19 protein-coding genes are annotated in these 24,546 nt (G+C 57.9%); 3 read left to right on the forward strand and 16 right to left on the reverse strand.

Annotated features, from left to right (window positions below; translation table 11 throughout):
• Positions 1-8: 8 nt before the first annotated feature.
• The 6 genes from nqrE to NUW46_RS12640 all read right to left on the reverse strand — a co-directional run bounded on the left by nqrE (position 9) and on the right by NUW46_RS12640 (position 6,364).
• Positions 9-617: an NADH:ubiquinone reductase (Na(+)-transporting) subunit E gene (nqrE, locus tag NUW46_RS12615; RefSeq protein ID WP_104320397.1), complete on the reverse strand. Its 609-nt coding sequence runs from the start codon at positions 615-617 to the stop codon at positions 9-11.
• Positions 617-1,282, reverse strand: coding sequence for an NADH:ubiquinone reductase (Na(+)-transporting) subunit D (locus NUW46_RS12620; RefSeq protein ID WP_153633578.1), 666 nt, complete (start codon positions 1,280-1,282; stop codon positions 617-619). Before NUW46_RS12620 ends, nqrE begins: the two co-directional genes overlap by 1 nt.
• A 2-nt stretch (positions 1,283-1,284) precedes the next feature.
• Entirely contained in the window at positions 1,285-2,088 is an 804-nt protein-coding gene (locus tag NUW46_RS12625; protein ID WP_153633579.1) for a Na(+)-translocating NADH-quinone reductase subunit C, read from the reverse strand.
• A complete protein-coding gene (locus NUW46_RS12630; RefSeq protein WP_064228852.1) occupies positions 2,081-3,289 on the reverse strand; it encodes an NADH:ubiquinone reductase (Na(+)-transporting) subunit B in 1,209 nt (402 codons plus the stop codon). The genes NUW46_RS12625 and NUW46_RS12630 overlap by 8 nt, the downstream gene beginning before the upstream one ends.
• 4 nt (positions 3,290-3,293) lie before the next feature.
• A complete protein-coding gene (locus NUW46_RS12635) occupies positions 3,294-4,640 on the reverse strand; it encodes a Na(+)-translocating NADH-quinone reductase subunit A (RefSeq protein WP_222464830.1) in 1,347 nt (448 codons plus the stop codon).
• Between the two features lie 269 nt (positions 4,641-4,909).
• Entirely contained in the window at positions 4,910-6,364 is a 1,455-nt protein-coding gene (locus NUW46_RS12640; protein ID WP_418142037.1) for a glyceraldehyde-3-phosphate dehydrogenase, read from the reverse strand.
• Positions 6,365-6,600: 236 nt separating this feature from the next.
• Here NUW46_RS12640 and mfd point away from each other — a divergent pair, with 236 nt between their 5' ends.
• Positions 6,601-10,134 carry a transcription-repair coupling factor gene (gene mfd, locus NUW46_RS12645; protein ID WP_291906851.1) on the forward strand — a complete coding sequence of 1,178 codons (3,534 nt, stop codon included), beginning with the start codon at positions 6,601-6,603 and terminating at the stop codon, positions 10,132-10,134.
• A gap of 29 nt (positions 10,135-10,163) precedes the next feature.
• Complete coding sequence (locus NUW46_RS12650) at positions 10,164-10,991, forward strand: CsiV family protein (RefSeq protein WP_291906847.1); 828 nt, start codon at positions 10,164-10,166, stop codon at positions 10,989-10,991.
• Here NUW46_RS12650 and NUW46_RS12655 read toward each other — a convergent pair.
• Genes NUW46_RS12655 through NUW46_RS12675 form a run of 5 tightly spaced genes read right to left on the reverse strand, consistent with a single transcriptional unit; the run spans position 10,966 to position 15,179 of the window.
• Positions 10,966-11,754 (reverse strand): S-methyl-5'-thioinosine phosphorylase, encoded by a 789-nt coding sequence (locus NUW46_RS12655; protein ID WP_418140242.1) that lies wholly within the window; start codon positions 11,752-11,754, stop codon positions 10,966-10,968. The two genes, NUW46_RS12650 and NUW46_RS12655, sit on opposite strands and share 26 nt — an antisense overlap.
• Positions 11,751-12,974, reverse strand: a complete 1,224-nt coding sequence (locus tag NUW46_RS12660) for a mechanosensitive ion channel family protein (RefSeq protein ID WP_069183236.1) — start codon at positions 12,972-12,974, stop codon at positions 11,751-11,753. The genes NUW46_RS12655 and NUW46_RS12660 overlap by 4 nt, the downstream gene beginning before the upstream one ends.
• Positions 12,975-12,998: 24 nt before the next feature.
• Positions 12,999-13,493: a L,D-transpeptidase family protein gene (locus NUW46_RS12665; RefSeq protein WP_418140243.1), complete on the reverse strand. Its 495-nt coding sequence runs from the start codon at positions 13,491-13,493 to the stop codon at positions 12,999-13,001.
• 54 nt (positions 13,494-13,547) lie between these two features.
• On the reverse strand, positions 13,548-14,225 hold the full coding sequence (locus tag NUW46_RS12670) for a TetR/AcrR family transcriptional regulator (RefSeq protein ID WP_069183234.1): 678 nt from the start codon (positions 14,223-14,225) through the stop codon (positions 13,548-13,550).
• Positions 14,226-14,285: 60 nt separating this feature from the next.
• Positions 14,286-15,179 carry a hypothetical protein gene (locus NUW46_RS12675; protein WP_418140244.1) on the reverse strand — a complete coding sequence of 298 codons (894 nt, stop codon included), beginning with the start codon at positions 15,177-15,179 and terminating at the stop codon, positions 14,286-14,288.
• Positions 15,180-15,336: 157 nt separating this feature from the next.
• Here NUW46_RS12675 and NUW46_RS12680 point away from each other — a divergent pair, with 157 nt between their 5' ends.
• On the forward strand, positions 15,337-15,957 hold the full coding sequence (locus NUW46_RS12680) for a riboflavin synthase subunit alpha (RefSeq protein WP_291906837.1): 621 nt from the start codon (positions 15,337-15,339) through the stop codon (positions 15,955-15,957).
• A 13-nt stretch (positions 15,958-15,970) separates the two neighbouring features.
• Here NUW46_RS12680 and NUW46_RS12685 read toward each other — a convergent pair whose 3' ends face one another.
• The 5 genes from NUW46_RS12685 to NUW46_RS12705 all read right to left on the reverse strand — a co-directional run bounded on the left by NUW46_RS12685 (position 15,971) and on the right by NUW46_RS12705 (position 24,385).
• Positions 15,971-17,119 carry a class I SAM-dependent methyltransferase gene (locus tag NUW46_RS12685; protein ID WP_418140245.1) on the reverse strand — a complete coding sequence of 383 codons (1,149 nt, stop codon included), beginning with the start codon at positions 17,117-17,119 and terminating at the stop codon, positions 15,971-15,973.
• A 165-nt stretch (positions 17,120-17,284) separates the two neighbouring features.
• Entirely contained in the window at positions 17,285-18,331 is a 1,047-nt protein-coding gene (locus NUW46_RS12690; RefSeq protein WP_418140246.1) for a methyltransferase, read from the reverse strand.
• A gap of 124 nt (positions 18,332-18,455) precedes the next feature.
• Entirely contained in the window at positions 18,456-18,629 is a 174-nt protein-coding gene (locus tag NUW46_RS12695; protein WP_167352692.1) for a hypothetical protein, read from the reverse strand.
• A 120-nt stretch (positions 18,630-18,749) separates the two neighbouring features.
• Entirely contained in the window at positions 18,750-19,433 is a 684-nt protein-coding gene (gene can, locus NUW46_RS12700) for a carbonate dehydratase (RefSeq protein ID WP_418140247.1), read from the reverse strand.
• 65 nt (positions 19,434-19,498) lie between these two features.
• Positions 19,499-24,385, reverse strand: a complete 4,887-nt coding sequence (locus NUW46_RS12705; RefSeq protein ID WP_153637157.1) for an NAD-glutamate dehydrogenase — start codon at positions 24,383-24,385, stop codon at positions 19,499-19,501.
• Positions 24,386-24,546 lie beyond the last annotated feature (161 nt).

The raw sequence follows: 24,546 nt of genomic DNA on the forward strand, positions 1-24,546 counted from the left end.
CGGGTGAATTACAGTGAGATACCGGAGAAGGACATGAAGCCCAGGGACATCAAACCGACAGTAATGAAGGTGATACCCAGGCCACGGAGGCCTTCCGGAACGTCACTGTACTTGAGCTTCTCGCGAATACCCGCCAGGGCAATGATGGCCAGAGCCCAGCCGAGGCCGGCGCCGAAGCCATACACCACACTCTCGCCAAAGGTGTAGTCACGCTCCACCATGAACAGCGAGGCACCCAGAATGGCGCAGTTCACCGTGATCAGTGGCAGGAACACACCCAGAGCGGCGTAGAGCGCCGGGATATACTTGTCCAGAACCATTTCCATGATCTGAACAATCGCCGCGATTACACCGATATACGTCAGCAAGCCGAGAAAGCTCAGGTCTACGTTGGGCAGGCCTGCCCAGTCCAGGGCCCCTTCCCGCAGAATGCTGTTGTACAGCAGGTTGTTCACCGGCACGGTTACGGTCAGTACCACCACCACGGCAATACCGAGACCCGTCGCCGCCTCGATCTTCTTGGAGATAGCCAGGAAGGTACACATCCCCAGGAAGAAGGCCAGCGCCATATTCTCAACGAAAATAGCCTTCAGAATCAGGCTGATATAATGTTCCATCAGAAAGCCTCCTTGGCGACATGGCGGGACATTTTATAGTCCGGCTCTTCAACCTGCTCCGGCTTCCAGGTCCGCAGACCCCAGATGGCCAGGCCGATAATGAAGAACGCACTCGGCGGCAGCAGCAACAGACCGTTCGGAATGTACCAGCCGCCTTCGTTGACCACCGGCATCAGGGATACGCCGAACAGGGAGCCGGCACCCAGAAGTTCGCGGAAGAAGGCAACGAAGATCAGGAGTACGGAGTAGCCGAGGCCATTACCAACGCCATCCAGGAAGCTCAGCCAGGGGCCGTTCTTCATGGCGAAACCTTCCGCGCGGCCCATGACAATGCAGTTGGTGATGATCAGGCCAACGAATACCGAAAGCTGCTTGGAGATCTCATAGGCATAGGCCTTGAGCACCTGGTCAACCACGATTACCAGGGAGGCGATGATGGTCATTTGCACGATGATCCGGATGCTGCCCGGGATCTGTGTGCGTACCAGAGACACGGCCAGGTTGGAAAATGCGGTAACGGCGATAACCGCCATACACATAACCAGAGTGACGTTCATGCTGGTGGTTACCGCCAGCGCTGAACAGATGCCCAGAATCTGCAGGGCAATCGGGTTATTGCTGAAGATCGGTTCGAAGAGAACCTGTTTGGCTGATGCATCTGCCATGATCAGACCTCCCCTTCACGAAGTTTTTGCAGGAACGGCGCGTACCCGCGGTCGCCCATCCAGTAGTTGACCAATTGTTCAACGCCACGGCTTGTCAGGGTCGCACCAGACAGAGCATCAACCTTGTGCTCCTTATCCTGGGCATCGGCGCTGACGCCGCCCTTGACCAGGCGCACCTGGGGTTCGGAACGGTCTTCGTTGTAGACCTCTTTACCAACCCACTGGCGCTTCCAGCGCGGGTTGTCCACCTCACCGCCAAGACCCGGGGTTTCCGCGTGCGCATAGAAGCCCAGACCTTCGATGGTGTTCAGATCGCCCTCGAGGGAAATGAAGCCGTAAAGGGTGGACCAGAGACCGTAGCCGTGGATCGGAAGAACCACGCGATTGATCTGGCCGTTCTCACTCATGGTGTAGACCTTGGCAACATTCGGACGGCGCTTTATACCGGCCTTGTCTTCGGAAGACGGAATGTTGGTGGACATCTGAGGGTCCGAGGCGGCCTTGTACATGTCGTACTTCATGGGGTCCTGGACACCCACGTCGGAAGGCTCGACGAATTCACCTGTATCCAGATCGACCAGCCGGACGTCAAAACGCGCAAACGCCTCTTCGATCTGCTCGGCGCTGGAGCCAGACTCCAGCATGCCAGCGGCAGACAGAATGTTGGTCTTGATATCCAGGTTCTGGTTCTGGATCTGGGCCGGGCGAAGCAGAACCGCCGCCGTGGAGACCACGACGGAGAATACAATACTCAGCACCAGCGCAACGATCAGCGTACGGGAGACAGTTTCTTTAGCTTTAGCCACGAGCAAGCCTCCGTTTGATGTTGGCCTGAACCACATAATGGTCCATCAGCGGCGCGAACAGGTTAGCGAACAGGATGGCCAGCATGATGCCTTCCGGGAAGGCCGGGTTGATCACGCGGATCAGAACCGTCATCACGCCCACCAGAATACCGAAGCACCAGCGGCCGGTGTTGGTCATTGCCGCAGAAACCGGATCCGTTGCCATAAACATCATGCCGAAGGCGAATCCGCCCATGACCAGATGCCAGTGCGCCGGAATGGCGAACATCGGATTGGTTTCAGAACCGATAATGTTCAGCAACAGGGACATACCTATCATGCCGATCAGCACACCGCCAACAATCCGGTAGCTGGCGATTTTCATGGCCAGCAGGATCAGACCGCCGATCAGTACCGCAAGCGTTGAGGTCTCACCCATGGAGCCCTGAATGGTGCCCATGAAGGCGCTCATCCAGCCAATTTGCGCTTCCAGGGCTTCCAGGCCGCCACTTGCAGCCCAGCTCAGCGCGGTGGCACCACTGAAACCATCAACCGCGGTCCAGACGGTGTCACCGGAGATCTGCGCCGGGTAGGCAAAGTACAGGAACGCACGGCCGGTCAGGGCCGGGTTCAGGAAGTTCTTGCCAGTACCGCCGAACACTTCTTTGCCGATGACGACACCGAAGGTGATACCCAGGGCCACCTGCCAGAGCGGAATGGTGGGCGGGCAGATCAGTGCAAAGAGTACAGATGTAACGAAGAAGCCTTCGTTCACTTCGTGACGACGCACAGTGGCAAACAGGACTTCCCAGAAACCGCCGACCACGAAGGTCACGAAGTAAATGGGCACGAAGTAAGCCATGCCGTACACGAAATTATCCCATACGCCGGCACCGGCGCCGGTAATGGCAAGCGCCTGGATAAAGGCAGTACGCAGGCCGCCGTCAGCGACCATGGCATCCGGGTTAGATGCCAGGAAACTGTTGGCCTGATAGCCGATGTTCCACATACCGAAGAACATCGCCGGGAAAGTACACAGCCACACCGTGATCATGATGCGCTTGAGGTCAACGCCGTCACGCACATGGGCAGTGGTTGAGGTTACCTTGCCGGGAGTGTAGAAAATGGTATCCACGGCCTCATACAGCGCATACCAGCGCTCGTACTTGCCACCCTTTTCAAAGTGATGCTCGATTCCATCGAGAAACTGTCTGATAGCCATCGTATTAGCCCTCGATCTCGATTCGGGTCAGGTTCTCGCGGAGAATCGGACCATATTCATATTTGCCCGGGCACACGAATGTGCACAGCGCCAGATCTTCTTCATCCAGCTCCAGCGCACCAAGCTTCTGTGCCATCTCTGTGTCACCGACAATCAGTGAACGCAGCAGCTGCGTCGGCAGGATATCCAGAGGCATGATTTGCTCGTAAGCGCCAACCGGGACCATCGCCCGCTCACTACCGTTGGTCGTGGTGGTGAAGTTGAAAAGCTTGCCACTGGCGAGCTTGGACAGATATATGTTCAGCACCGAGAAGCGGTTCGGGCCCGGAGACAACCAGCCCATGAACTCACGCTTGTTGCCTTCTTCAAGCACGGATACCTGATTGGCAAAGCGGCCAAGGTAGGCGCAGGGGCCGTCGCCACGGCGACCACCGAACACGGAACCCGAAATCGCGCGGACCTCGCAATCCGTGGCAACTTCGCCCTCCAGAAGCTCCTCGAGGCTGGCACCCAGGCGGGTACGCACCAGGCGCGGCTTCAAAGCCTTGGGGCCACCGATCGCGACAATACGTTCTACCGGCACTTCGCCGGATTCAAACAATTTGGCGATGTCGATGACGTCCTGGTAATTGATGCTCCAGACGGTCTTGCTGCCGGATACCGGGTCCAGATGATGGATGTGGGTACCAACATTACCCGCAGGATGCTTGCCATCGAACTGGTGGACTTCAACGGCGTCGGTCTTGGGAACCGCCACGTTGGATCCTGGCTTGCCGGTAACAAAGACTTTGCCTGCGGTCAGCTTGGTAAGCAGTTTGAGGCCGGTTTCAAATGCCTGACTGTTCTCGCCAATGATGACCGTCGGGTCCGCTGCCAGCGGATTGGTGTCCATGACCGACACGAAAATGGAGTTGGGCGCGGAGTCAATCGCGGGAACCTTGCTGTAAGGCCGCGTCTTGAACGCCGTCCAAAGCCCGGATTCCACGAGATTGTCTACCACCTGCTGGCGCTCCAGGCCGGCAAGATCCGCGTCGCTGTAGCGCGCAAAGGTCTCAGCCTCATCGCCATCGATTTCGATAACGATCGACTGGAACACACGACGCTCACCACGGTTAATCTCTTTCACCACGCCGGCGGCGGGTGAGGTATAACGAACGCCTTCGGTCTTCTTGTCCGTGAACAGCAGCGTACCGCGCTTAACACGGTCTCCCTCTTTCACAGCCATCGTCGGCTTCATGCCGATGTAGTCAAAACCGATCAACGCCACGTGGCGAACGGGTTTGCCGTCTGTAATGGTCTGTTCGGGAGCGCCGCTGATGGGAAGATCCAGGCCTTTTTTGATCTTGATCATTAGCCTCATCCAATCATCAGAAACTTTTCAATGGATTCGTAACGCCCGACACCTGCGGCCCAGAAAAACCATGAGAAACGGAGTGCCAGACGTACCCAAAATCGCGCCAATTATAGAGATTAAGGAATCCTATTTCCACCAGAACTCGGAACAGGTTAAGCGTCGACATCGAAATACCCCGACGACATTGCCTGTAAAAACAAAAACCCCGACAGCACTCGCCATCGGGGTTTTCAGGACCTTCACTTCACCAGATCGGCGCGATCGACTCAGTCTCTCGCACGTTTGGGGAAGATCGGGTAACTTACGCCGGCCATCTGGTTGACCACGCGGATAACCTGAGCGCTATAGCCAAACTCGTTGTCGTACCAGACGTACAGGATCAGACGCTTGCCGCTGGCGATGGTTGCCTGCGCGTCAACGATACCGGCATGACGGGAACCGACGAAATCGGTGGAAACCACTTCCGGAGAGTTCACGAAGTCGATCTGCTTCTGGAGCTCTGAATGCAGCGCCATATCCCGCAGATAGTCGTTCACACCTTCCGCATGGACCTCTTTCTTGAGGTTGAGATTCAGAATCGCCATGGAAACGTTCGGCGTCGGAACGCGAATCGCATTGCCCGTCAACTTGCCTTTGAGCACCGGCAGCGCCTTGGCAACGGCCTTGGCGGCACCTGTCTCGGTAATTACCATGTTCAGGGCAGCGCTGCGTCCGCGACGACTTCCCTTGTGGTAATTGTCGATCAGGTTCTGGTCATTGGTGTAGGAATGCACTGTCTCGACGTGACCGTCTTCAATGCCGTACTCATCTTCAATCGCTTTCAGCACGGGGGTGATGGCATTGGTGGTACAGGAAGCCGCCGACAGGATCTTGTCTTCGTTGGTGATCCAGTCGTTGTTGATACCATAGACGATGTTTTTGATGTCACCCTTGCCCGGTGCAGTCAGGATAACGCGACTGACGCCCTTGGACTTCAGGTGCAGACCAAGCCCGGCCTCGTCACGCCACTTACCGGTGTTGTCGATCACAATGGCGTTGTTGATGCCGTATTCGGTGTAATCCACCTTGTCCGGACCATCAGAGTAGATCACCTTGATGTAGTTGCCGTTGGCAATCAGGGCTGATTCTTTTTCATCGACGGTAATGGTACCATCGAACGGTCCGTGTACGGAATCGCGGCGAAGCAGGCTCGCACGCTTCTCAAGATCGTTCTCCGCACCGCCCTGACGTACAACAATCGCGCGCAGGCGCAGGTTGTTACCACCACCGGCTTTCTCGATCAGGATACGCGCCAGCAGACGGCCGATACGGCCAAAGCCGTACAGAACCACATCCTTGGTATCGTTGTGGGCGTCTTCTTCGGACTGAGCCGCGTATTGGCCAACCACCGGACCGATTTCACGCTTGAGGAACTCTGTCAGGTCACCGCCTTCCTCTTTGAACTTGACCGCCAACTTGCCGATATCGATGTGAGCGCGGCCCAGATCAAGTTTGTCCATCGCCTGCAGGATCGGCAGGGTGTCGTGAACAGAAAGCTCGCTGTCTTCAACCTGGCGCACGAAACGGTGAGCGCGGATGATATCAATGACCGACTGGTTGATGATGGCGCGGCCATAGACAGAAGTAACCACATTGTTTTTGCGGTAGAGGCGGCCGATCAGCGGAATCATGGCTTCCGCGGTGGATTCTCTTTCTGTCCAGTTGGACAGGTGCTGATTGATCTGTTCGTGACTCACGCTTGAACCTCTGCAGTTGGCACTTGGAAAATGGGGCGCATATTATCCAACTTAATCCGGCTGACCGCAAATACGCCAGACCATGACCTTCGTATAGAACCCGCCCGTCGATTAAGTAAGTGTCAGCCACGGCTTCAGCGCCATGACAGTGCCAGTCGCGAGCGTTAGAATACGCGCCACACCGCCGCCCGGACACCCAAACCAGGAGAATCAGACCGCCCATGAGCCAAGGTGCCAGCACACGCCCGTCACTCCGATCCATGATTGCCCCGGAATTCCCTTCCCGAGCGGCTGATCACAGGACATGGGGCCAATTGCATGGCAGCAGTGATGCGCTGGCCATCTGTGAAAGCGCCCGCGCCCACAAAGGCCTGACTCTGGTGATAACCCGGAGCACCGCCGATGCCATCCGGCTTGAACAGGCGATGCGGTTCTTTCTCGGGCTGCCTCCTGAAGAGGATGGCCCCGCCATCAGCGAAGACGGATTGGAGCTGCTCTCCCTGCCGGACTGGGAAACCCTGCCCTACGATCTGTTCTCTCCCCATCAGGACATCATCTCCCGGCGAATCCGGACGCTGCACCGCTTGCCCTCGACCAGCCATGGGGTTCTGGTGGTTCCTGCAAGAACCCTGATGCACAGGTTGCCGCCGGTTAACTACCTCCAGGGCAATACTCTGCTTCTGGAAGTCGGGCAGTCCCTGGATATAGAAAACTGGCGCATGCAGCTGGAGGCGGCAGGCTACCGGCACGCCGAGAACGTCTACGAGCACGGTGAATACGCTGTTCGCGGCGCGATACTGGACATTTTTCCCATGGGAGCCAGCCTCCCCTACCGGATTGACCTGTTCGATGATGAAATCGAAACTCTCCGGACCTTCGATCCCGAAACCCAGCGTTCGATTGACCGGATAGATCGGATCGAACTGCTGCCTGCTTTCGAATTTCCGTGGCACAAGGAGGCACGGTCGGGCTTCCGTAGCCGCTGGTTCGAGCAGTTCCCGGACGCTGACAAGGACACGCCCATATACCAGGACGTGACCCAGGGCATCACGCCACCGGGGATCGAGTACTACCTGCCCCTGTTCTTCGACGAGACGGCAACCCTGTTCGATTATCTGCCTGGGGCGACCCATGTCTTTACCGCCGACGGGCTGAACGACGCGGTCAGCCATTTTGACAGCGAAACCCGTAACCGTTACGAAGACCGTCGCCACGATCGACTGCGGCCGATACTGCCACCCACCCGGCTGTTTCTGCAGCAGGAGGAGCTGTTCAGACACCTGAAAGCCTTTCCCAGGGTAACCATCTCCTCCGATTCCCAGGAGGCCACAGGATCGGTCAATTGCCCGACAAGAACCCTGCCGGATATCGCCATGGATGGTCGTGCCGCTGATCCTGCCGGCCGTCTCAAGCGGTTTCTCGGTGACTTTGACGGCCACGTACTGATCTGCGCAGAGTCATCCGGCCGGCGGGAAGCCCTGCTGGAGAATCTTGGCGAACAGGGCCTTGAGCTGAAAACCCTGGCCGGCTGGCAGGCTTTTCTGGACGATCACGAAACCCCGCTGGCCATTACCATTGCCCCGATGGAGCAAGGCCTGGTACTACCCGAGCATTCCATCGCCCTTATTACAGAAACGGCTTTATTTGGCGAGCGGGTATTGCAGCGACGTCGCCGGGAGAAGCCCACAGAAACCGACGATGCAGGTTTTCGGGACCTGTCGGAATTGCGGATCGGTGCACCGGTGGTTCACATCGACCATGGGGTGGGCCGCTATCTGGGCCTCGAAACCATAACCGTTGAGGGCGAGGCCAGCGAGTTTCTGATGCTGGAGTACGCCGGTGGCTCCAAACTCTATGTGCCGGTGTCCAGCCTGCATCTGATTTCCCGTTATGCCGGCAATGACACCGAGCACGCGCCACTGCATAAGCTGGGCACGGATCGCTGGAGCACAGCGAAACAGAAAGCCCTTGAGAAAATCCGCGATACCGCCGCAGAGCTTCTGGACGTCTACGCCCGCCGGGAGGCGCGCAAGGGTTTCAGCTTCGAGGATCCGAAGGAGGCGTACCGAGCGTTTGCGGCCGGCTTCCCCTTCGAGGAGACGCCCGACCAGCAGGTGGCCATTCAGTCGGTATTCGAGGACATGACCAGTGAGCGACCGATGGACCGCCTGGTCTGTGGTGATGTCGGCTTCGGGAAAACTGAGGTCGCCATGCGCGCCGCCTTCCTGGCCACATGGTCCGGCAAACAGGTGGCGGTTCTTGTGCCCACCACCCTGCTCGCCCAACAGCACTACGAGTCCTTCCGGGACCGCTTCTCAGACACCCCCGTGCAGGTCGAACTGCTCAGCCGATTCCGTACCGCCGGCCAGACCAGCAAAGCCCTCGAGGCGGTGGAGAATGGCAAGGCCGACATCGTGATCGGCACCCACAAACTGCTTCAGGGTGACATCAAATTCAAGAATCTCGGCCTGGTCATCATTGATGAAGAACACCGGTTTGGCGTCCAGCAAAAGGAAAGATTGAAAGCGCTGCGGGCCGAAGTGGACATGCTCAACCTCACCGCGACTCCGATCCCGCGGACCCTGAACATGGCCATGGGGCATCTGAGAGATCTCTCGATTATCGCAACACCTCCGGCCCGGCGACTCTCGGTGAAAACCTTCGTGCGCCAGAAAGACAATGCCATGGTCAAGGAAGCCATCTTGCGGGAAATTCTCCGCGGCGGTCAGGTGTACTTCCTGCACAATGATGTGGCAACAATCGAGAAAACCGCCGAGGATCTGCGGGCACTGATTCCCGAAGCCCGCGTGGGCGTCGCCCACGGCCAGATGCGGGAGCGGGATCTCGAGAAGATCATGTCGGACTTCTACCACAAGCGCTTCAACGTGCTGGTGTGCACAACCATCATTGAGACCGGCATCGACGTTCCCAGCGCCAACACCATTATTATCGAACGGGCAGACAAGTTCGGCCTGGCCCAGCTGCACCAGCTTCGGGGTCGCGTTGGCCGGTCACACCACCAGGCCTATGCGTATCTGCTGACGCCACCGCCGAAATCGATTACGACCGACGCCAAAAAACGGCTGGACGCCATCTCGGAGGCGCAGGACCTCGGCGCTGGCTTTATGCTGGCCACCCATGACCTGGAAATCCGCGGCGCCGGTGAGCTGCTGGGCGAGGAACAGAGCGGGCAGATCGAAAGCATCGGCTTTACCCTCTACATGCAGCTGCTGGACGAGGCCGTCAAGGCTATCCGGGAGGGCCGGACACCCAACGCCGACCTGCCCCTGAGCCACGGCACCGAGATGAACCTTAGAATTCCGGCATTGATTCCAGAAGATTACCTGCCGGATGTTCATAACCGCCTGATGCTCTACAAGCGAATCGCCAGCGTCGACAGCCCGGATGCATTAAAAGAACTTCAGGTTGAAATGATTGACCGGTTCGGATTGTTACCGGATCCGGCCAAGAATCTAATCCGCCAGACCGAGCTTCGGCTCCGGGCAGAAGGCCTGGGTATCGTGAAAGTTGACGCTGGCAAGGAATGGGCGCGCCTCGAGTTTGGCAGCTCGACGCCGGTGGACCCTCTGGTTCTGGTTAAAAAAGTGCAATCTGCACCGGACCAATACCGGCTCGAAGGTGCCAACAGCTTCCGTTTTCGGCTGAAGGATGCCACAACCGGTGGTAAACTCGACGGCATTTCCCGGATGCTTGGCGAGCTGGAGCCTGCGAAAAGTCACGCATCCGGCTCATGAACGGCCGACCAACATGTGGAGTACGACCCTTGCAGACTGACGGAATTCGCTGGTGCCGATACCCGACCCGGGCCTTTCTGGCCGCCCTCCTGCTGAGCTTCGCGGCCACAGGGGCTGCCCAACAGCCAGACCGGGCAACACTGCCCCTGGAGCCCGGCACCCCCATTCCCGACGATTACTACCGGGCCGAGTTCGTGATTCTTGAGCGGATTATAGAGCCCGAGGCCGTGAATGAGCGTATGTCTGGCCGCACGGTAGAGGAGCCGATAGAAACGGAGGAGGTTCTCTGGTCTGCGCTGGAGGATGGCACCACGGAAACCACCCTGGAACTGGCGCCCCGGGAAGACCTTCACCTTGCCAGCGCGGCGGCGCGACTTGAGCGCAGTGGACGGTACCGTGTGCTCCTGGCTGCCGGTTGGTATGAGGCGTTCCCGCCGGATTACGAGGGCACGCCCCTGCAGGTGGAAATTGGTGATTGGATTGACAACGCCCGTACCAGGGAGGTTGAAGGCCACATTACCATCGACCGGCAACGCTACCTGCACGTGAACGTTCACCTCAACCACTGGCAGCTGGCGGAAGATGCTCAAGCCCTGCCTGAAGACGAGACGACCGAGTTGTCACAGGAGACGCCCCCGCCTGCAGGGGCGACCGGCGCTGAAGACACCGCACCCTCTTCAACGACACTCGACGAATCTGCCGCTCAGCCACTTGCTGCAATGGCTGAGCCCGCCCCGCTGGAGTTATTGACCTGGATCCGGGAAACCCGGCGTATGCGCAGTGAGGAAATCCACTTCCTGGACTCCCCCACGATCGGCGTACTGGTGTTCTTCAAGAAGATTGAGGCAACGGAGTAAGCACTCCAAGGCCGGCCATCGACACTGCGAGAATCCGTTTAACACCGGACATTCCCTGCTCGATGGCCGCCTCGATCTCTTCCATCGTGATGATGTGATCGGATTTGCCAGCCGCCCAATTGACCACCAGCCCCAGACAGACATAACGCATCCCCAGTTCCGCTGCCAGCGCGGCCTCCGGCATGCCGGTCATGCCCACCAGGTCGCATCCGTCCCGTTCCATCCGGATGATCTCGGCTGAAGTTTCCAACCTTGGCCCCTGGGTTACGCCATACACCCCGAAACCGGAAAACGGCACGCCCTCTGCGCCTGCAGCATCAATCAGGATCTGACGGGCACTCTCGTCATAGGGCCAGGTGAAATCTATATGGGTCACCGACTCCAGGTCACCCTCGAAAAAGGTGCTGGCACGCCCCCAGGTGTAATCAATAATCTGATCGGGAATAACGACGTGGGCAGGCCCCATATCCGGGTGGATACCACCGACGGCGTTGACACCCACTACCGTCCGGACACCGGCATCGTAAAGGGCCTTCAGATTCGCCCGATAGTTCACCTGATGGGGTGGAATACGGTGCGGATTACCATGTCGCGACAGGAAGATAGCGGGCTGATCGCCAAGCCGCCCTTCCACCAGCGGCGCCGATGGACTGCCCCATGGCGTGCCAACCTGCTTTTCACCGGTGATTTCCAGGCCCGAAAGGGTGGTCAGGCCGGTGCCGCCAATAATGCCAACAGGGTGCATTTTCTCCGGTGACGTCATTCTGCCTCTCCTGAATCTTCTACATCTCCAGTGGTCTGGCGATTCTGCGACTTGCCGGAGCTCTTGCCGGATGAATCCGCCGCGCCCTTGTCTGAGGAACCCTCGGACTGTGATCCGGACAGCCTCACGCCCTCCGGAAGATGCAATGTGCGGGTCGGGAAAGCCACCTCGGCACCGTAACCCTCAATGATGTCACTGATTTTCAGCAGCACATCCTGCTTCACCTCGTGGAACCGGACCCACTGGGTTGTCTTGGTAAAGGTGTACACCATGATATCCAGCGAGGAGGCATTGAACGCGAGGAAGTTCACGATCAGGGTCTCATCGCTGTCAATCTCTTCATGCTCTTGAAGCATGGCCTTGATGTCATCAACGATGGACGCCATCTGCCCGACATCGGCATACCGAATGCCGATGGTTTCGTAGATCCGGCGATTGGTCATGCGCGATGGGTTCTCCACCGCGATGGTGGTGAACGCGGCATTGGGCACATAAAGCGGCCGTTTATCGAAGGTTCGGATGGTGGTGAGGCGCCAGCCGATGTGCTCCACCGTACCCTCGATATTGCGATCCGGTGAACGTACCCAGTCCCCTACCTTGAACGGCCGGTCCAGATGGATAATAAAGCCGCCGAAAAAGTTGGCCAGCAGGTCCTTGGCAGCAAAGCCAACGGCAATACCGCCCACGCCGCCGAACGCCAGGACACCGGAAATGCTGTAGCCCATGGACTGCATCGCAATAAGCACTGCAGTAATGATGACCACCGCCCGGGACAATTTGCTCACCGCGTTGACGGTGGTGTAGTCCATGGGCTGCTTCATTTTCAGAGGCGATACCAGTATCCCCTCAGCTTCCTTGATCAGCCTAAGAACGGCCCACACCAGAACAAAGATGAAACCGATCTGAAGGACGGACTCGTTCGCCTTGAATATCTCTGCTTCCGAGTATTTATGAGCCACTTCCGCAGCCCAGTAGACCCCTTGCAGCCAGACAAACGCTACAACCGGTTTGCGGGCCGCGTGCAATAACGCGTCGTCAAACAGGTTCTTGGTCTGACTGAATTTACGCTCCAGGGCAGCGATGATATGGCTGGCGATATACGCCACCGTGGCTGTCCCGAAAACCAGCGCAAACACGACAATTCCGACGCGCCAGGCTTCAGACAGCAGCCCGAAATTCTCGATCCAGCCATTCACCATGGCCATAACATCTCCGATCATCGGATCCCTCTGGTCTCGAAAGGTTTATCGAATGGAAACGGCCGTTCCCGGCGCGACGCGATCAAACAGATCAATAATGTCTTCATTGCGCATCCGCACACAGCCGTGGGACAGCGGCACTCCCATCGGCTCACTGTCCGGCGTGCCGTGAATGTATATGAAGCGACGGAAAGTATCGACACCCGGCCCCCGGTTTTCGCCCCACTGGCGGCCGCACAACCAGAGAATCCGGCTCAGGATCCAGTCGCGGTCAGGGTGCTGACGGGCAAGTTCGGAGCTGTAGATTTCTCCGGTGGGGCGCCGTGCCCGGAATACGGTTCCAACGGGAAGTCCTGCCCCGATACAGGCCCGGACATAGTGCTCTCCCCGGGGCGTACAGCCACTGCCATCGCTCTCTCCCGGCCCGTTCAACGCGGTGGAAACCGGATAGGAAGCAACAAGCTCTCCGCCTGCGGTTTCAAGCCGCAGGCGCTGGAGGCTCAGATCTATTTCAATGCGGACTGATGCAGGATGCGTCAAAACCGGCCAGGCTCCCTTGGGGTAAAGGAAGAAGCCTAACCGAGAGAGTGGAACTCAGGCAACCGAGACCTTGCTGCCAACCGGTGGAACCAGCATGGCGTCTTCCGCCTGCATGCCGGCGGCCAGGAAGGGGACCAATCGCGCGGCAATTTCCTGAACTGTGGTTTCCACACCCAACTTGTTCTGAAGGATGTCTCTCAATGCATCGCTGCTGGACATGGTGAAGGCTGTTGCTCCCAACATGAACTGGATGCGCCAGTATCTATCCACCGACGACAGCTGGGGAGTCGCTTCCTTGAGCAACCGCATGAAACGGCTGAAGGGCTCGCTGTATTCCTGTTCCAGGAACTTGCGCAAATGCCCCTGGGACTGGGTGTAGGCAAGCCCAAGCAAGCGCATGAAGATCGAGATGCCCTTCTCGTTGCGTTGAGGCATGCGCACCGCACTTTCGGTAAGCGCCCAGAGCGTCTGATTCAGCGTTGGCGGTTTGCCGTCACAGCGTTCCTCAAGCTCATCAAAGGCGTTCTCCAGGGTTGCAGAAAACGGCGTCAGAAAGCGTGCGAAAACGGCGTGAATCAGGGCGTTCTTTGAACCAAAGTGGTAATTGACAGCGGCCAGATTTACTTTAGCCTTACTGGTAATCATTCGGAGCGAGGTTTCCGAAAAACCCCGGTCGGCGAACAGCTCTTCGGCTGCATCGAGAATCCGGTCAACGGTATCAGACTGCGCCATTTTGTTATCAATGCCTCTAGCAAACGTCTGTTTGAAACATACGTTTGAAGCGCATCCGTGTCAAGTTCTGGGCTCAGGCTCTGCGGCCACTTCCTCCCAACCCCGGTCAATTGCTTCCTGGTTACCCTCGAAAAAGGCCTTCTGGACGCGGCTGTACGCCTTCTCTGCTTCCAGCAGGTAGATCAGGTACAGACGCACATGCTCCCTGCGCGTCAACTGTCGGGACAGAACCCGGCTCTCGGACAACTTCAGGAGATGACTGAACCGGGTATTCTTCAGCGCAGGATTAAAATCTGCCATCCGGGCGCATTGCCAGATCAGGCCGTCCGAGCCTTCAAGGTGGGCAACGTGCTGCCGCGCTTCACGGATCATCCTCTGGCGGGTCATGATCAGGTCAAGATAGGAAGGTTTGGTGGTATAGATTCTGCGTACCGCCGGTATTCCCAGCAACAGAATGATCACGAAGGCGCCGAAGCCGCCGCCTGCAATCCAGGCAGGGACAAACCCGGTCAGCCCACTCAGAAAAATGGCTGCGGCAATCAGGGCGCTGAACAACCACAGATCCCGCCCGCGACGGGCCTCAGCCAACGTAAAGTTATCCGGCCAACCGTTCATGGCCAGAAGATCAAAATCCATCAGCAGAACCCGATCACATTGCCGCAGCATCAGCCGGAGCTTGCGTTGCCGGGATTCTGCCATCACTCTCTCGGCCCCGCTGCTACCTGCCTCCCGGGATTCCTGACCAGCTGACGCGTTATCGGGCTCTGAACCGGTGTCCGGGCCCTGCTCGGACGGTGCACCTTTGTCAGCCTGACTGTCGGATACTGGAGCCGAAGGCTGGGCATCCGCCGATCTGGGGGCCGGCACAGGATCGGCCGCCCGCCCCGGCCTCAACACCGGCGCCTGCACCGGCTCATTCGCCTCGGTGGCAGCCTTACTCTGATTTTCAGCCATGGCAGATTGTCCGGATTAAAGGGTTTAAACAGGTATCGACCGTCACATCGGATACTTGAATTCCCTGCCCCGATCTTGGCATTCGCCAGTCCGGTCGCTATCCTTGGCGCACCTGCCAGAAAGGCATCCGAACACCACACTTTACGAGGTCAGGATTATGTTCACAGGCATTGTCCAGGGCATTGCAACCATCGACGACGTCAAGGCCGAGCCCGGACTGAGCACGTTTGCTATCCGGCTGCCCGCAGACAAGGCTAGCGGCGTGTCGATTGGCGCATCGGTCGCAATCAACGGCACCTGCCTGACCGTGACACGCCAGGAAGACAGCGTGCTTTACTTCGATGCCATGCAGGAAACCCTGAGACTGACTACCCTGGGGGATCTGAAAACCGGAGACGAGGTGAATTTCGAACGGGCCGCCCGTATCGGCGATGAGATTGGCGGTCACCTGCTGTCAGGACATATTCATACAACCGCCCGGATTGTCGAAATCCTGAGACCGGAAAACAACGTCACCCTGTGGTTCGAAGTTCCCGACGAGTGGACACGCTACATCTTTCCCAAAGGCTACATTGCCATCAATGGCGCCAGCCTGACCATCGGTGAAGTGCGGGGCAACCGGTTCAACATCCACCTGATTCCGGAAACTCTGAGGGCCACAACCTTCGGCACCTGTGAAGAGGGTCAACGGGTTAACATCGAAATAGACAGCCAGACCCAGACCATCGTGGACACCCTGGCCCGACTGGGATACGACCGCCCGGCCCCGACGCTCTGACTCATATGGCATTTCAGCGGTTGCCGGCCCGGAACACCACGAATTTGGGGCTGGCATCCAGCTGTTCTACCCGCGAAAAATACCGCCGCAGGCTTCGGTGATAACCCAGGTGGCGATTACCAACCATGAGCAAGTGCCCTCCTGGCTTCAGGTGCTTCGAGGCCTGCTCAAACAACCGCAGGGCAATATGATCACCGACCACGCCGCCCTCGTGGAACGGTGGATTCAGAAGGATCAGCTCGAAAGCGCCCGCACCGACATCAATGCCATCGCAGTGCGAAAAGAACGCGCTGGCCTCCGGGAAAGCCTGTTCGACATTACGTCGGGCACTAAGCACAGCGTGGCTTGAAACGTCACTGAAATCCAACTGCACATCCCCTCTTTCCGCGAGCGCCGTCAAGCCCAGCACGCCGTTGCCACAGGCCAGATCCATCACAGAGCTCCCAGCCTGCAAGGAGGATACCTCTCTCGCCACGTGAGGAAGGAGCAAGCGGCTACCGATATCCAGCTTTTCCCTCGCGAACACCGCGGGCAATGCCTGGACTGCCAGCTCACCGTTCCTGCCGGATAGTGCATACCCCTTCCAGAATCCCGGCCAGCCCGCCAGACTCTCAGTACCTTTCCGACATCGAATAACCCGAGCCTTTTTTCGTGCGGGAAGCACCTGTTCCGTCTGCACCGCTTCGCCAAATACCTCGACACTTTTGGCCGGCAAATGCTTGATCATCCCGCCTGCCAGCAACACACTGGAATCAGTTATCACGCCATTGAGCCAGCGCAGCAACCAGGCCAGATAGTCGCCCTGGCGCGGCATCCGCAACACCACCAGATCGAATGGGCCCGCAGGCGGATCGATCCAGCTATGCACCTGCTCTGCTGAAGAAAACGCGGAATTCAATGCAGCGTTGCTTGCCAGTGCGGCGGGCAGCACAGCACTATCGGCAACAACGATGGGCGACAGTCGCGAAAGCCCCAACGCAAGGGCCCCGAACTGATCGTCCACCACCAGGACCCGGGGCTCTTCTATACCCGCCGCAACGTCAAGAGCCTGTTCCAGCAAAAGCTCGTCAGCAGCATCCCACGCTCTCAGCGTCGGATCATCGGTCCCCGGGCGGCCCAGAATCAGCCTGCCTTCGGAAAAAACGAGTTCTGCAGTTGTCATTTCAGGCATCCTGGAGGCTTTTTGTCACAAAAGCGCCATTCTAGGCTGTTTATTCTAGAAATTAATCCTAACGTTGGAGGTGTTCACGCTGAACATCCCTTTTCCGGTTGGCTCCGTTGTTCTGGACGCAAACCTTTTGCCCCTCACCCCAGGGGCTTTTTTCGTTCAGGAACGCCGAAAAGCGCGATAAACCGAAAACCTGCGGTCTTCTCTCAGGCGCTCAACCGGGCCGATGCAGCGCTTCATCAATGGCTCATAGGGCAGAAAGCTGTTCGCGACCAGACGCACCTCACCACCCGGCGCCAGATGTCGCCCAACTTCCCGGAGAAAGCGCTCGGTCATCGACATGTCCGTTCTGACACCGGTATGAAAGGGGGGATTACTCAGAATAACGGGCCAGGTGCCCTCAACTGCGGAGAGACCATCCGAGGCCAGGATGCGTCCGGAAACGCCATTGCGCTCATAGGTAGCCCGGGCACAGATGACTGCCTGGGACTGAACGTCGATTCCGTCGACTGTGACCCGAGGTTGGTTCTGCTGCTCGTGCCAGCGGTGCAACCAGGCGCCAAGGACTCCGGCGCCACAGGCAAAATCCAGCATAGGGCCAGACCGCAATGGATTTTCCTCCAGCGTCTCCAGCAGCATGCGAGTACCCTCGTCCAGCTCGCCGAGGCTGAAAATGCCCGGCAGTCCCGCGACTTCCAGATGCACTGCTTTGCACTCAATGCCGGTCCAGCTCATCCATTGCTCAAGCGAGAATTCAGGCAGTGGTTCGATCTGATCAGCACACCAGACCTGGCAGTGTCTTGCGCTATCGACCTTAGTAGCCCCAGGGGCCACAGCCTTGAGCTGTTTGACGGCGCCGGCAATCCCTTCTTTTTTTTCACCTACAAGCACCAGCCGCGCGCCCGCCGTCGCCAGCCAGCGCGCCAGGGCAAGACGTAGATCAAGTTCGGCCCGGGCCTTGGGCAGAAATACAACCAGGGTGTCGAAAGCGCCGGCTGCCAGTGCCGGATCATCGTAGCCGAAACAGATCTGCCAGCCCGCTTGCCCGGCGAGCGAGGCACAGACACCGGCATGCTCGCTCATGGCCATGCCACCGGCAGGCAGGTCGGCCAGCAGCCCGGTGGCGGCTACGCCTAACAGGGCGACCCGCCCCTGCAACAGTTGGCGGTTTCGCAATAAGGCTTCATGGGAATTGGGCAATGACATTGATTAGCTGGTCCCGCGTGGTTGGTTCGCAAGCGGGATACTCTAACCGGAATGAGCCCTCGCGTCTCCCCTGCAAGGCAGAGGCTGGAGGGCTTTCAGAGGGTAACTACCACGGCAAACTCGGTCACTTGTAACGGGCAACGGTGCCAACCCGCAAGGCATCTTCAGGGGACATACCCCAGTCTTCGGACTGGCTGGCATCAGAAGGTTTCCGCCCCCGACCCTGTTGCTCCGCGCCGGCCGAGATGTCTTTACGCTGGCTCAGTACTGTCAGGGCTTTTTGCATCAGTTCTTTCATGGTCTACCTCCTCGCTTACTGCAGGATCCACTTTAGCAAAGCGGGAGGTGACCAACTGTGATGACGCCGAGGGTCAGGAAGTGACGCTCATCACGAATTTTTGACGCAATTTTACATTCTTTATTGGACGACTTTCTGACGCCCCGACCTTACCGGCCTTTGCACCAATTCGTCGATACTGTTCTGCCGGACCCGTTCACGATCCTCCTCGCTGGCGACCGATAGTCCCATATCCCGGAGAATCCCGTCGGCAACGTCATAAACAAAACCATGGACCGTTAGTGGCTGGCCCCGCCTCCAGGCTTCCTGAACAATGTTGTTCTGGCACACATGCCCTACCTGCTCAACGACGTTGAGCTCGCAAAGCCGATCCACCCGGTCCTGCACGTTAGGCAGATCATCCAGCACCTGCTGATGACGGTCACGGACATCCTGAACATGACGAAGCCAGTTGCTGATCAGCCCGAACCCTTCATTGAGCAAGGCCGCTCTTACACCGCCACAACCGTAGTGCCCAACCACCAGAATGTGCTTCACCTTCAACACTTCGATAGCGAATTGCAGCACCGACAGACAGTTAAAATCCGTATGGACAACCACGTTGGCCACATTTCGGTGTACAAACAGTTCCCCCGGCAGAAGGTCGACGATCTGGTTGGCCGGCACGCGACTGTCCGCACAGCCTATCCACAGGTATTCCGGTGCCTGCTGGTTCGACAGGCGGTGAAAAAACTGGGGATCCTGGGCCTTGATGCCATCCGCCCAGGCCCGGTTTTTTTCAAGAAGATGGTCAAGCTGACCCATTATCCCACTCCATTTGATGGTTCCCGATCAGCGATTGAACGGGAATGCGGGTTTCAACGCAATACTCAGTTGGTCTCAACCTCTGCCTCAGCGTGCGGCTGATGCATTGTGCTCTGGGCCAGATCCAGCAATTCTCGCAATGCCACCGAGAACATGGCGTATTCCGGCTCTCGCACACCCTTGAGTTCGGACAGCATGGACTTCCAGCGCTCAATCATCTGCTGATGACGCGAGAGCCAGTTCTCAACAGAGGCAGGGACGTCCTCCGGCTTTTCCGCGAGCTTCAGAACACCGGTGGTCAGCGCGCGCTGCTGCCAGTCGAGGTCCTCACGGAAACTCTCCCTGGCCAGTGCCTGCCAGTGGGAAGCCGGTTTGAGCGCAGCAATGGCGTTGGCAAACCAGTTCAGGTCCAGACGATCACCCAGCTCATAATAGAGGTTGGCAACGGTTTTCAGCGGCATGCCAGAGGCTTCGTGGGCCTCAATAATGCCCAGGGACGAATACAGGTGCCCTGTGCCCGAGACCACGGATGCCAGCTCCGAAGGCAGACCGGCATCCACGAGAGCCTGATGCCGTTTCTCCCAGTTGGTCCTGGCCTGATCACCCAGGTATTCAGGCAGCCCCGCAGTAATCGCCCAGACGCTGTCGGCAAAACGCTCCATATGGTGCTGGATGCTGAGCTCCGCTCGACGGTTGCGCAGCAGCCACCGCACCGAACGACGCATCAGACGCATCAGGTCCTGCATCAGTTCCATCTGCAGCTGGGCCGGCACATGAAAATCCAGGGCCTCAATCCTGTCCCACCAGTTATCAATGCGGAACACATCCCGGGCGATGATCCAGGCCAGGGCAATGGAAGCCGCATCGGCGCCGGTAGACTGATTCAGACGCTCCACAAAGGTAATCCCCATGTGGTTGACCATGTCGTTGGCAATCTGGGTCGCGATGATTTCACGGCGCAGTTGATGCTCTCCCAGCTCCTTCGAGAATTTCTGGGTCAGATCCCTCGGGAACACCTTGTACATCTCGCCAGCCAGCAGCGGATCGTCAGGCAGAGTGCTGTCGATCAGGGTCTGCTTCAGATCGCCTTTCACGTAGGAAATCAGAACCGACAGTTCCGGCCGGGTCAGACCCTTCTTGTCGAGCTTGCGCTCGGACAGGGTTTCATCATCCGGCAGGAATTCCAGGGTGCGGTTCAGTTTGCCCTCACCCTCAAAGGTGTTCATCAGCCGGCGATATTCCTCCAGCCGCGTCGCGGCATCCTCACTGGCAATACTGATCGCCTGGGTCTGCCGGTAGTTGTTCTTCAGCACCAGCTCTGCGACATCGTCGGTCATCTCCTCAAGCATGACGTTGCGCTGCTTGTTGGTGAGATCGCCCATGGCCACGGCCCGGTTGAGCAGGATCTTCATGTTGACCTCATGGTCAGAACAATCCACACCCCCGGAATTATCGATGAAGTCGGTGTTCAGACGCCCGCCCCGCAGGGCAAATTCAATCCGGCCAAGCTGTGTCAGGCCCAGGTTGCCGCCCTCGCCGACCACCTTGCAGCGCAGCTCCGAACCATTGATCCGCAGCCCGTCGTTGGCCTTGTCACCCACATCGCCGTGAGACTCACTGGCGCCTTTCACATAGGTGCCGATACCACCCACCCAGAGCAGGTCGACCTGGGCCTTGAGGATGTGCGAGATCAGCATGTTTGGTGGCACCCGATCCGATTTGATACCCAGCAGTTTCTTCATTTCCGGACTGACGGGGATCGATTTCGAATTCCGGCTGAATACCCCGCCGCCCTTCGATATCAGCTTGCTGTCGTAATCGGTCCAGGCCGATCGCGGAAGCCCGAACAGGCGCTTGCGCTCCTTGAAACTTTTCTCCGGATCCGGCGAGGGATCAATGAAAATATGCACGTGGTTGAAGGCCGCAACCAGCTTGGTCTTCTCCGAGCACAGCATGCCGTTGCCGAACACGTCGCCGCCCATATCACCAATGCCGATGGCGGTAAATTCATCGAGCGCAGGGTTGATGCCCATCTCCCGGAAGTGGCGCTCTACCGATACCCACGCGCCCCGGGCGGTAATGCCCATTTTCTTGTGATCGTAACCATTGCTGCCACCGGAGGCGAAGGCATCGCCCATCCAGAAGCCGTATTCCGCGGCCAGTCCGTTGGCAATATCCGAGAAGGTGGCGGTGCCTTTGTCAGCGGCCACAACCAGATAATGGTCATCTTCGTCGTGGCGAATAACCCGTTCAGGGGCCACGATTCCCGAATCCACCAGGTTGTCGGTAATATCGAGCAACCCCCGAATGAACGTTTTGTAGGCCTCGATGCCCTCAGCCTGGAACGCTTCCCGGTCTGACGGGTCCGGCAGGCGCTTGGCCACAAAACCTCCCTTGGCACCAACCGGCACGATGACGGCATTCTTGACCTGCTGGGCTTTGACCAGGCCCAGAATCTCGGTGCGGTAGTCCTCGAACCGGTCTGACCAGCGCAGGCCGCCCCGGGCGACCTTGCCACCCCGCAGGTGCACACCCTCAACACGCGGCGAATACACGAAGATCTCGAACATCGGCATGGGCAGAGGCATGTCCGGAATGCGGGACGGATCGAACTTCACACTGATGTAGGGTTTGGGGCCACCTGCCTCGTCCAACTGGTAGTAGTTGGTGCGCAGGGTGGCCTGCATCAGCTCCAGGTAGAGCCGAAGCACCCGGTCCTCACTGAGATTCTCAACGTTCTCGAGACCGGCATTGAATTCGATTTCCAGTTTCTGCTGGGCCGCCTGGCTCTTGCCGGGACTCTGGTAGCGCTCCGGGTTGAAGCGGATCTCGAAAAACTCCAGCAACAGACGGGTCAACTCAACATGGTTGACCAGCGTGTTGGAAATAAACGTCTGACTGTTGGAGAACCGGATCTGACGCATGTAGCGGGCATAGGTCCTCAGCAGCGCAATTTCCCGCCAGCTCATATAGGAGGAAAGCAGCATCCTGTTGAAGGCGTCGTTCTCCGCTTCGCCGTGCCAGACCCGACGGAACAGCTCCTCAAATATTGGCCGGATGCGATGGATGTCGACAACACTGCCGGTGTGGGCCTGGAGGGTGAAATCGTGGATCCAGACGGTTTTGTTGTGCCTGTCGGTCACCTCGAAGGGGTGCTCACCAATTACCCGGAAGCCCAGGTTGTCGAATATCGGCATCACATCCGACAGGGGCAGCGGCTCATCTGGATAGAAGAGTTTGAAATGCAGCGTGCTTTCGTCCTCCTCCAGGGCCCGGTAGAAGCTCATGGCCAGATCGTGATTGTTGGCCGATGCCGCAATGTGGTCCAGATCGATGGCCGCCCGCCTGGGCGAGAACATGTCGGTATAACTGGCCGGGAATCCACCCGCCCAAAGCCGGTACAGCTCATTACCCTGCTCTTCGCCATAAGCCTCGCTCAGGGCTTCGGAAAGTCCGTCGCGCCAGGACTGCGCAAGCTCAATGACCTTCTCGCGAATCTCGGCTGTGGGCAGTTGGCGGTTTTCAACCTGGGGGACCCGGATGGTGAACTGGACCCGTGCCAGTACCGACTCGGAAAAGTGCGTTACGAACTCCACGTCCTCGGCTTCCAGCCGGTCTACCAGCACCTGCTCTACCTTGAGTCGCAACTCGGTGTTGTAGATGTCCCGTGGGAAGAACGCCAGGCAGGTAACAAACTGGCCGTACACATCCTCCCGCATGAACAGCTCGATCCGGCGGCGCTCCTGAATATACAGAATGCTTTTCGCCACCTTGAGAAGTTCTTCCGGTTCAATCTGGAACAGCTCGTCGCGGGGATACACCGTGAGGATCTGCTCGAGTTCCTTGCCGGCGTAATCATCGCGAAGGAATCCGGACCGCTTCATGACACTCTGGAACTTGCGACGCAGCAGGGGAATCTCGTCGGGCCGCTCGTTGTAGACCCGGGCGGTGTAAAGGCCGAGAAAACGGCGTTCACCGACCACCTCGCCCTTGTTGTTGAATTTCTTGACGGCAATGTAGTCCGGGTACGCAGGCCGGTGGACCCGCGAACGCTGGGCCGACTTGGCGAAGATAAAAATATCGTCGCTTCGGGTCATTTCATGGCGGGTGCGCTGGGGCAGTTCGTTCAGGCGGACCCGGTCCGGGCGCTCGTTATTGACGCGGAGAATGCCCAGTTCCGAGTTCTCGACCCGGCGAACAACCATTCCGCTTTTGTCCTTGGCGAAGTCGTACTCGTCATAACCAAGGAAGGTAAAATGATCCCGGGCCAGCCATTCCAGAAATGCCCGGGCTTCCTCTTTCTGTTCGTCATTGATGCCCGCCGTGGTGCTGTCCAGCTCGCCCAGGATCTCGTTTACCTTTTCGGTAACGACCGGGAAGTCGCTGACGGCAATCCGAACCTCATGGAGGACATTCTGGAGCGTGTCCTCCAGGTCCCGGAGATCTTCCGGATCACTGTGTCTGTCGATCTCGAGGACAATGAACGCTTCGTAGTCCGAACCGGAGGCCTTCTTCTTGGTGGTGTGCAGTTTCTTCAGCTTCCCATCGCTCTGTCTTTCCACTTGCAAAATCGAGTGCTGGATAGAGTGGGTACCAATCTCCCGCTGGTTAATGGCGATACGAAGGGAATCGATCAGAAACGGGATGTTCGGGTGCAGAATAAAAACAACGGTGTGCGTCGACTGCCAGCCATCACTCTCCAGATCAGGATTGAATACGGCAACCGGCGTTTCTTCGGCAGACCGCTTCTGCAGAAACTGCCATGCGGCAAGAACTGCCCCATAGGTGTCGCCGAATCGTCGACTGACCAGTTCTTCAAGTGGGATATGCGCATAATGCTGCTTGGCAAATTCGCTGATTTTCCTGGCTTCGGTTTTTGAAATCTTCTTCGCGAAAGCGTCAGCCAACTGTTCAAAGAATTGATCCTTGCTGGCCACTGTCAGCGCATTCATGGTCGACCTCAGTTAGTGTGAAATAAACGTAATCGGCGTATCGTCACATAAGCATAGTCAAACCCTTGATTTTTGCCGGCCAGACGCCAAAACTTCGGCAACTACCTACGCACGATACGGGTTTCTCCGGAAAATCTTCAGATACAGAGAGCAGTCATTTC

Origin of the sequence: Marinobacter sp. MA, assembly GCF_048298425.1 — a bacterium.
Classification (GTDB): Bacteria; Pseudomonadota; Gammaproteobacteria; order Pseudomonadales; family Oleiphilaceae; genus Marinobacter; species Marinobacter salsuginis.

Bases quoted from the DNA above. Each gene is read 5' to 3' on its own strand.
- can (WP_418140247.1), bottom strand. From the start codon at position 19,433: ATGGGTCAGCTTGACCATCTTCTTGAAAAAAACCGGGCCTGGGCGGAT.
- NUW46_RS12680 (WP_291906837.1), top strand. From the start codon at position 15,337: ATGTTCACAGGCATTGTCCAGGGCATTGCAACCATCGACGACGTCAAG.
- NUW46_RS12705 (WP_153637157.1), bottom strand. From the start codon at position 24,385: ATGAATGCGCTGACAGTGGCCAGCAAGGATCAATTCTTTGAACAGTTG.
- mfd (WP_291906851.1), top strand. From the start codon at position 6,601: ATGAGCCAAGGTGCCAGCACACGCCCGTCACTCCGATCCATGATTGCC.
- NUW46_RS12685 (WP_418140245.1), bottom strand. From the start codon at position 17,119: ATGACAACTGCAGAACTCGTTTTTTCCGAAGGCAGGCTGATTCTGGGC.
- nqrE (WP_104320397.1), bottom strand. From the start codon at position 617: ATGGAACATTATATCAGCCTGATTCTGAAGGCTATTTTCGTTGAGAAT.
- NUW46_RS12695 (WP_167352692.1), bottom strand. From the start codon at position 18,629: ATGAAAGAACTGATGCAAAAAGCCCTGACAGTACTGAGCCAGCGTAAA.
- NUW46_RS12630 (WP_064228852.1), bottom strand. From the start codon at position 3,289: ATGGCTATCAGACAGTTTCTCGATGGAATCGAGCATCACTTTGAAAAG.
- NUW46_RS12675 (WP_418140244.1), bottom strand. From the start codon at position 15,179: ATGGCTGAAAATCAGAGTAAGGCTGCCACCGAGGCGAATGAGCCGGTG.
- NUW46_RS12690 (WP_418140246.1), bottom strand. From the start codon at position 18,331: ATGTCATTGCCCAATTCCCATGAAGCCTTATTGCGAAACCGCCAACTG.
- NUW46_RS12670 (WP_069183234.1), bottom strand. From the start codon at position 14,225: ATGGCGCAGTCTGATACCGTTGACCGGATTCTCGATGCAGCCGAAGAG.
- NUW46_RS12620 (WP_153633578.1), bottom strand. From the start codon at position 1,282: ATGGCAGATGCATCAGCCAAACAGGTTCTCTTCGAACCGATCTTCAGC.
- NUW46_RS12660 (WP_069183236.1), bottom strand. From the start codon at position 12,974: ATGATCGGAGATGTTATGGCCATGGTGAATGGCTGGATCGAGAATTTC.
- NUW46_RS12635 (WP_222464830.1), bottom strand. From the start codon at position 4,640: ATGATCAAGATCAAAAAAGGCCTGGATCTTCCCATCAGCGGCGCTCCC.
- NUW46_RS12655 (WP_418140242.1), bottom strand. From the start codon at position 11,754: ATGACGTCACCGGAGAAAATGCACCCTGTTGGCATTATTGGCGGCACC.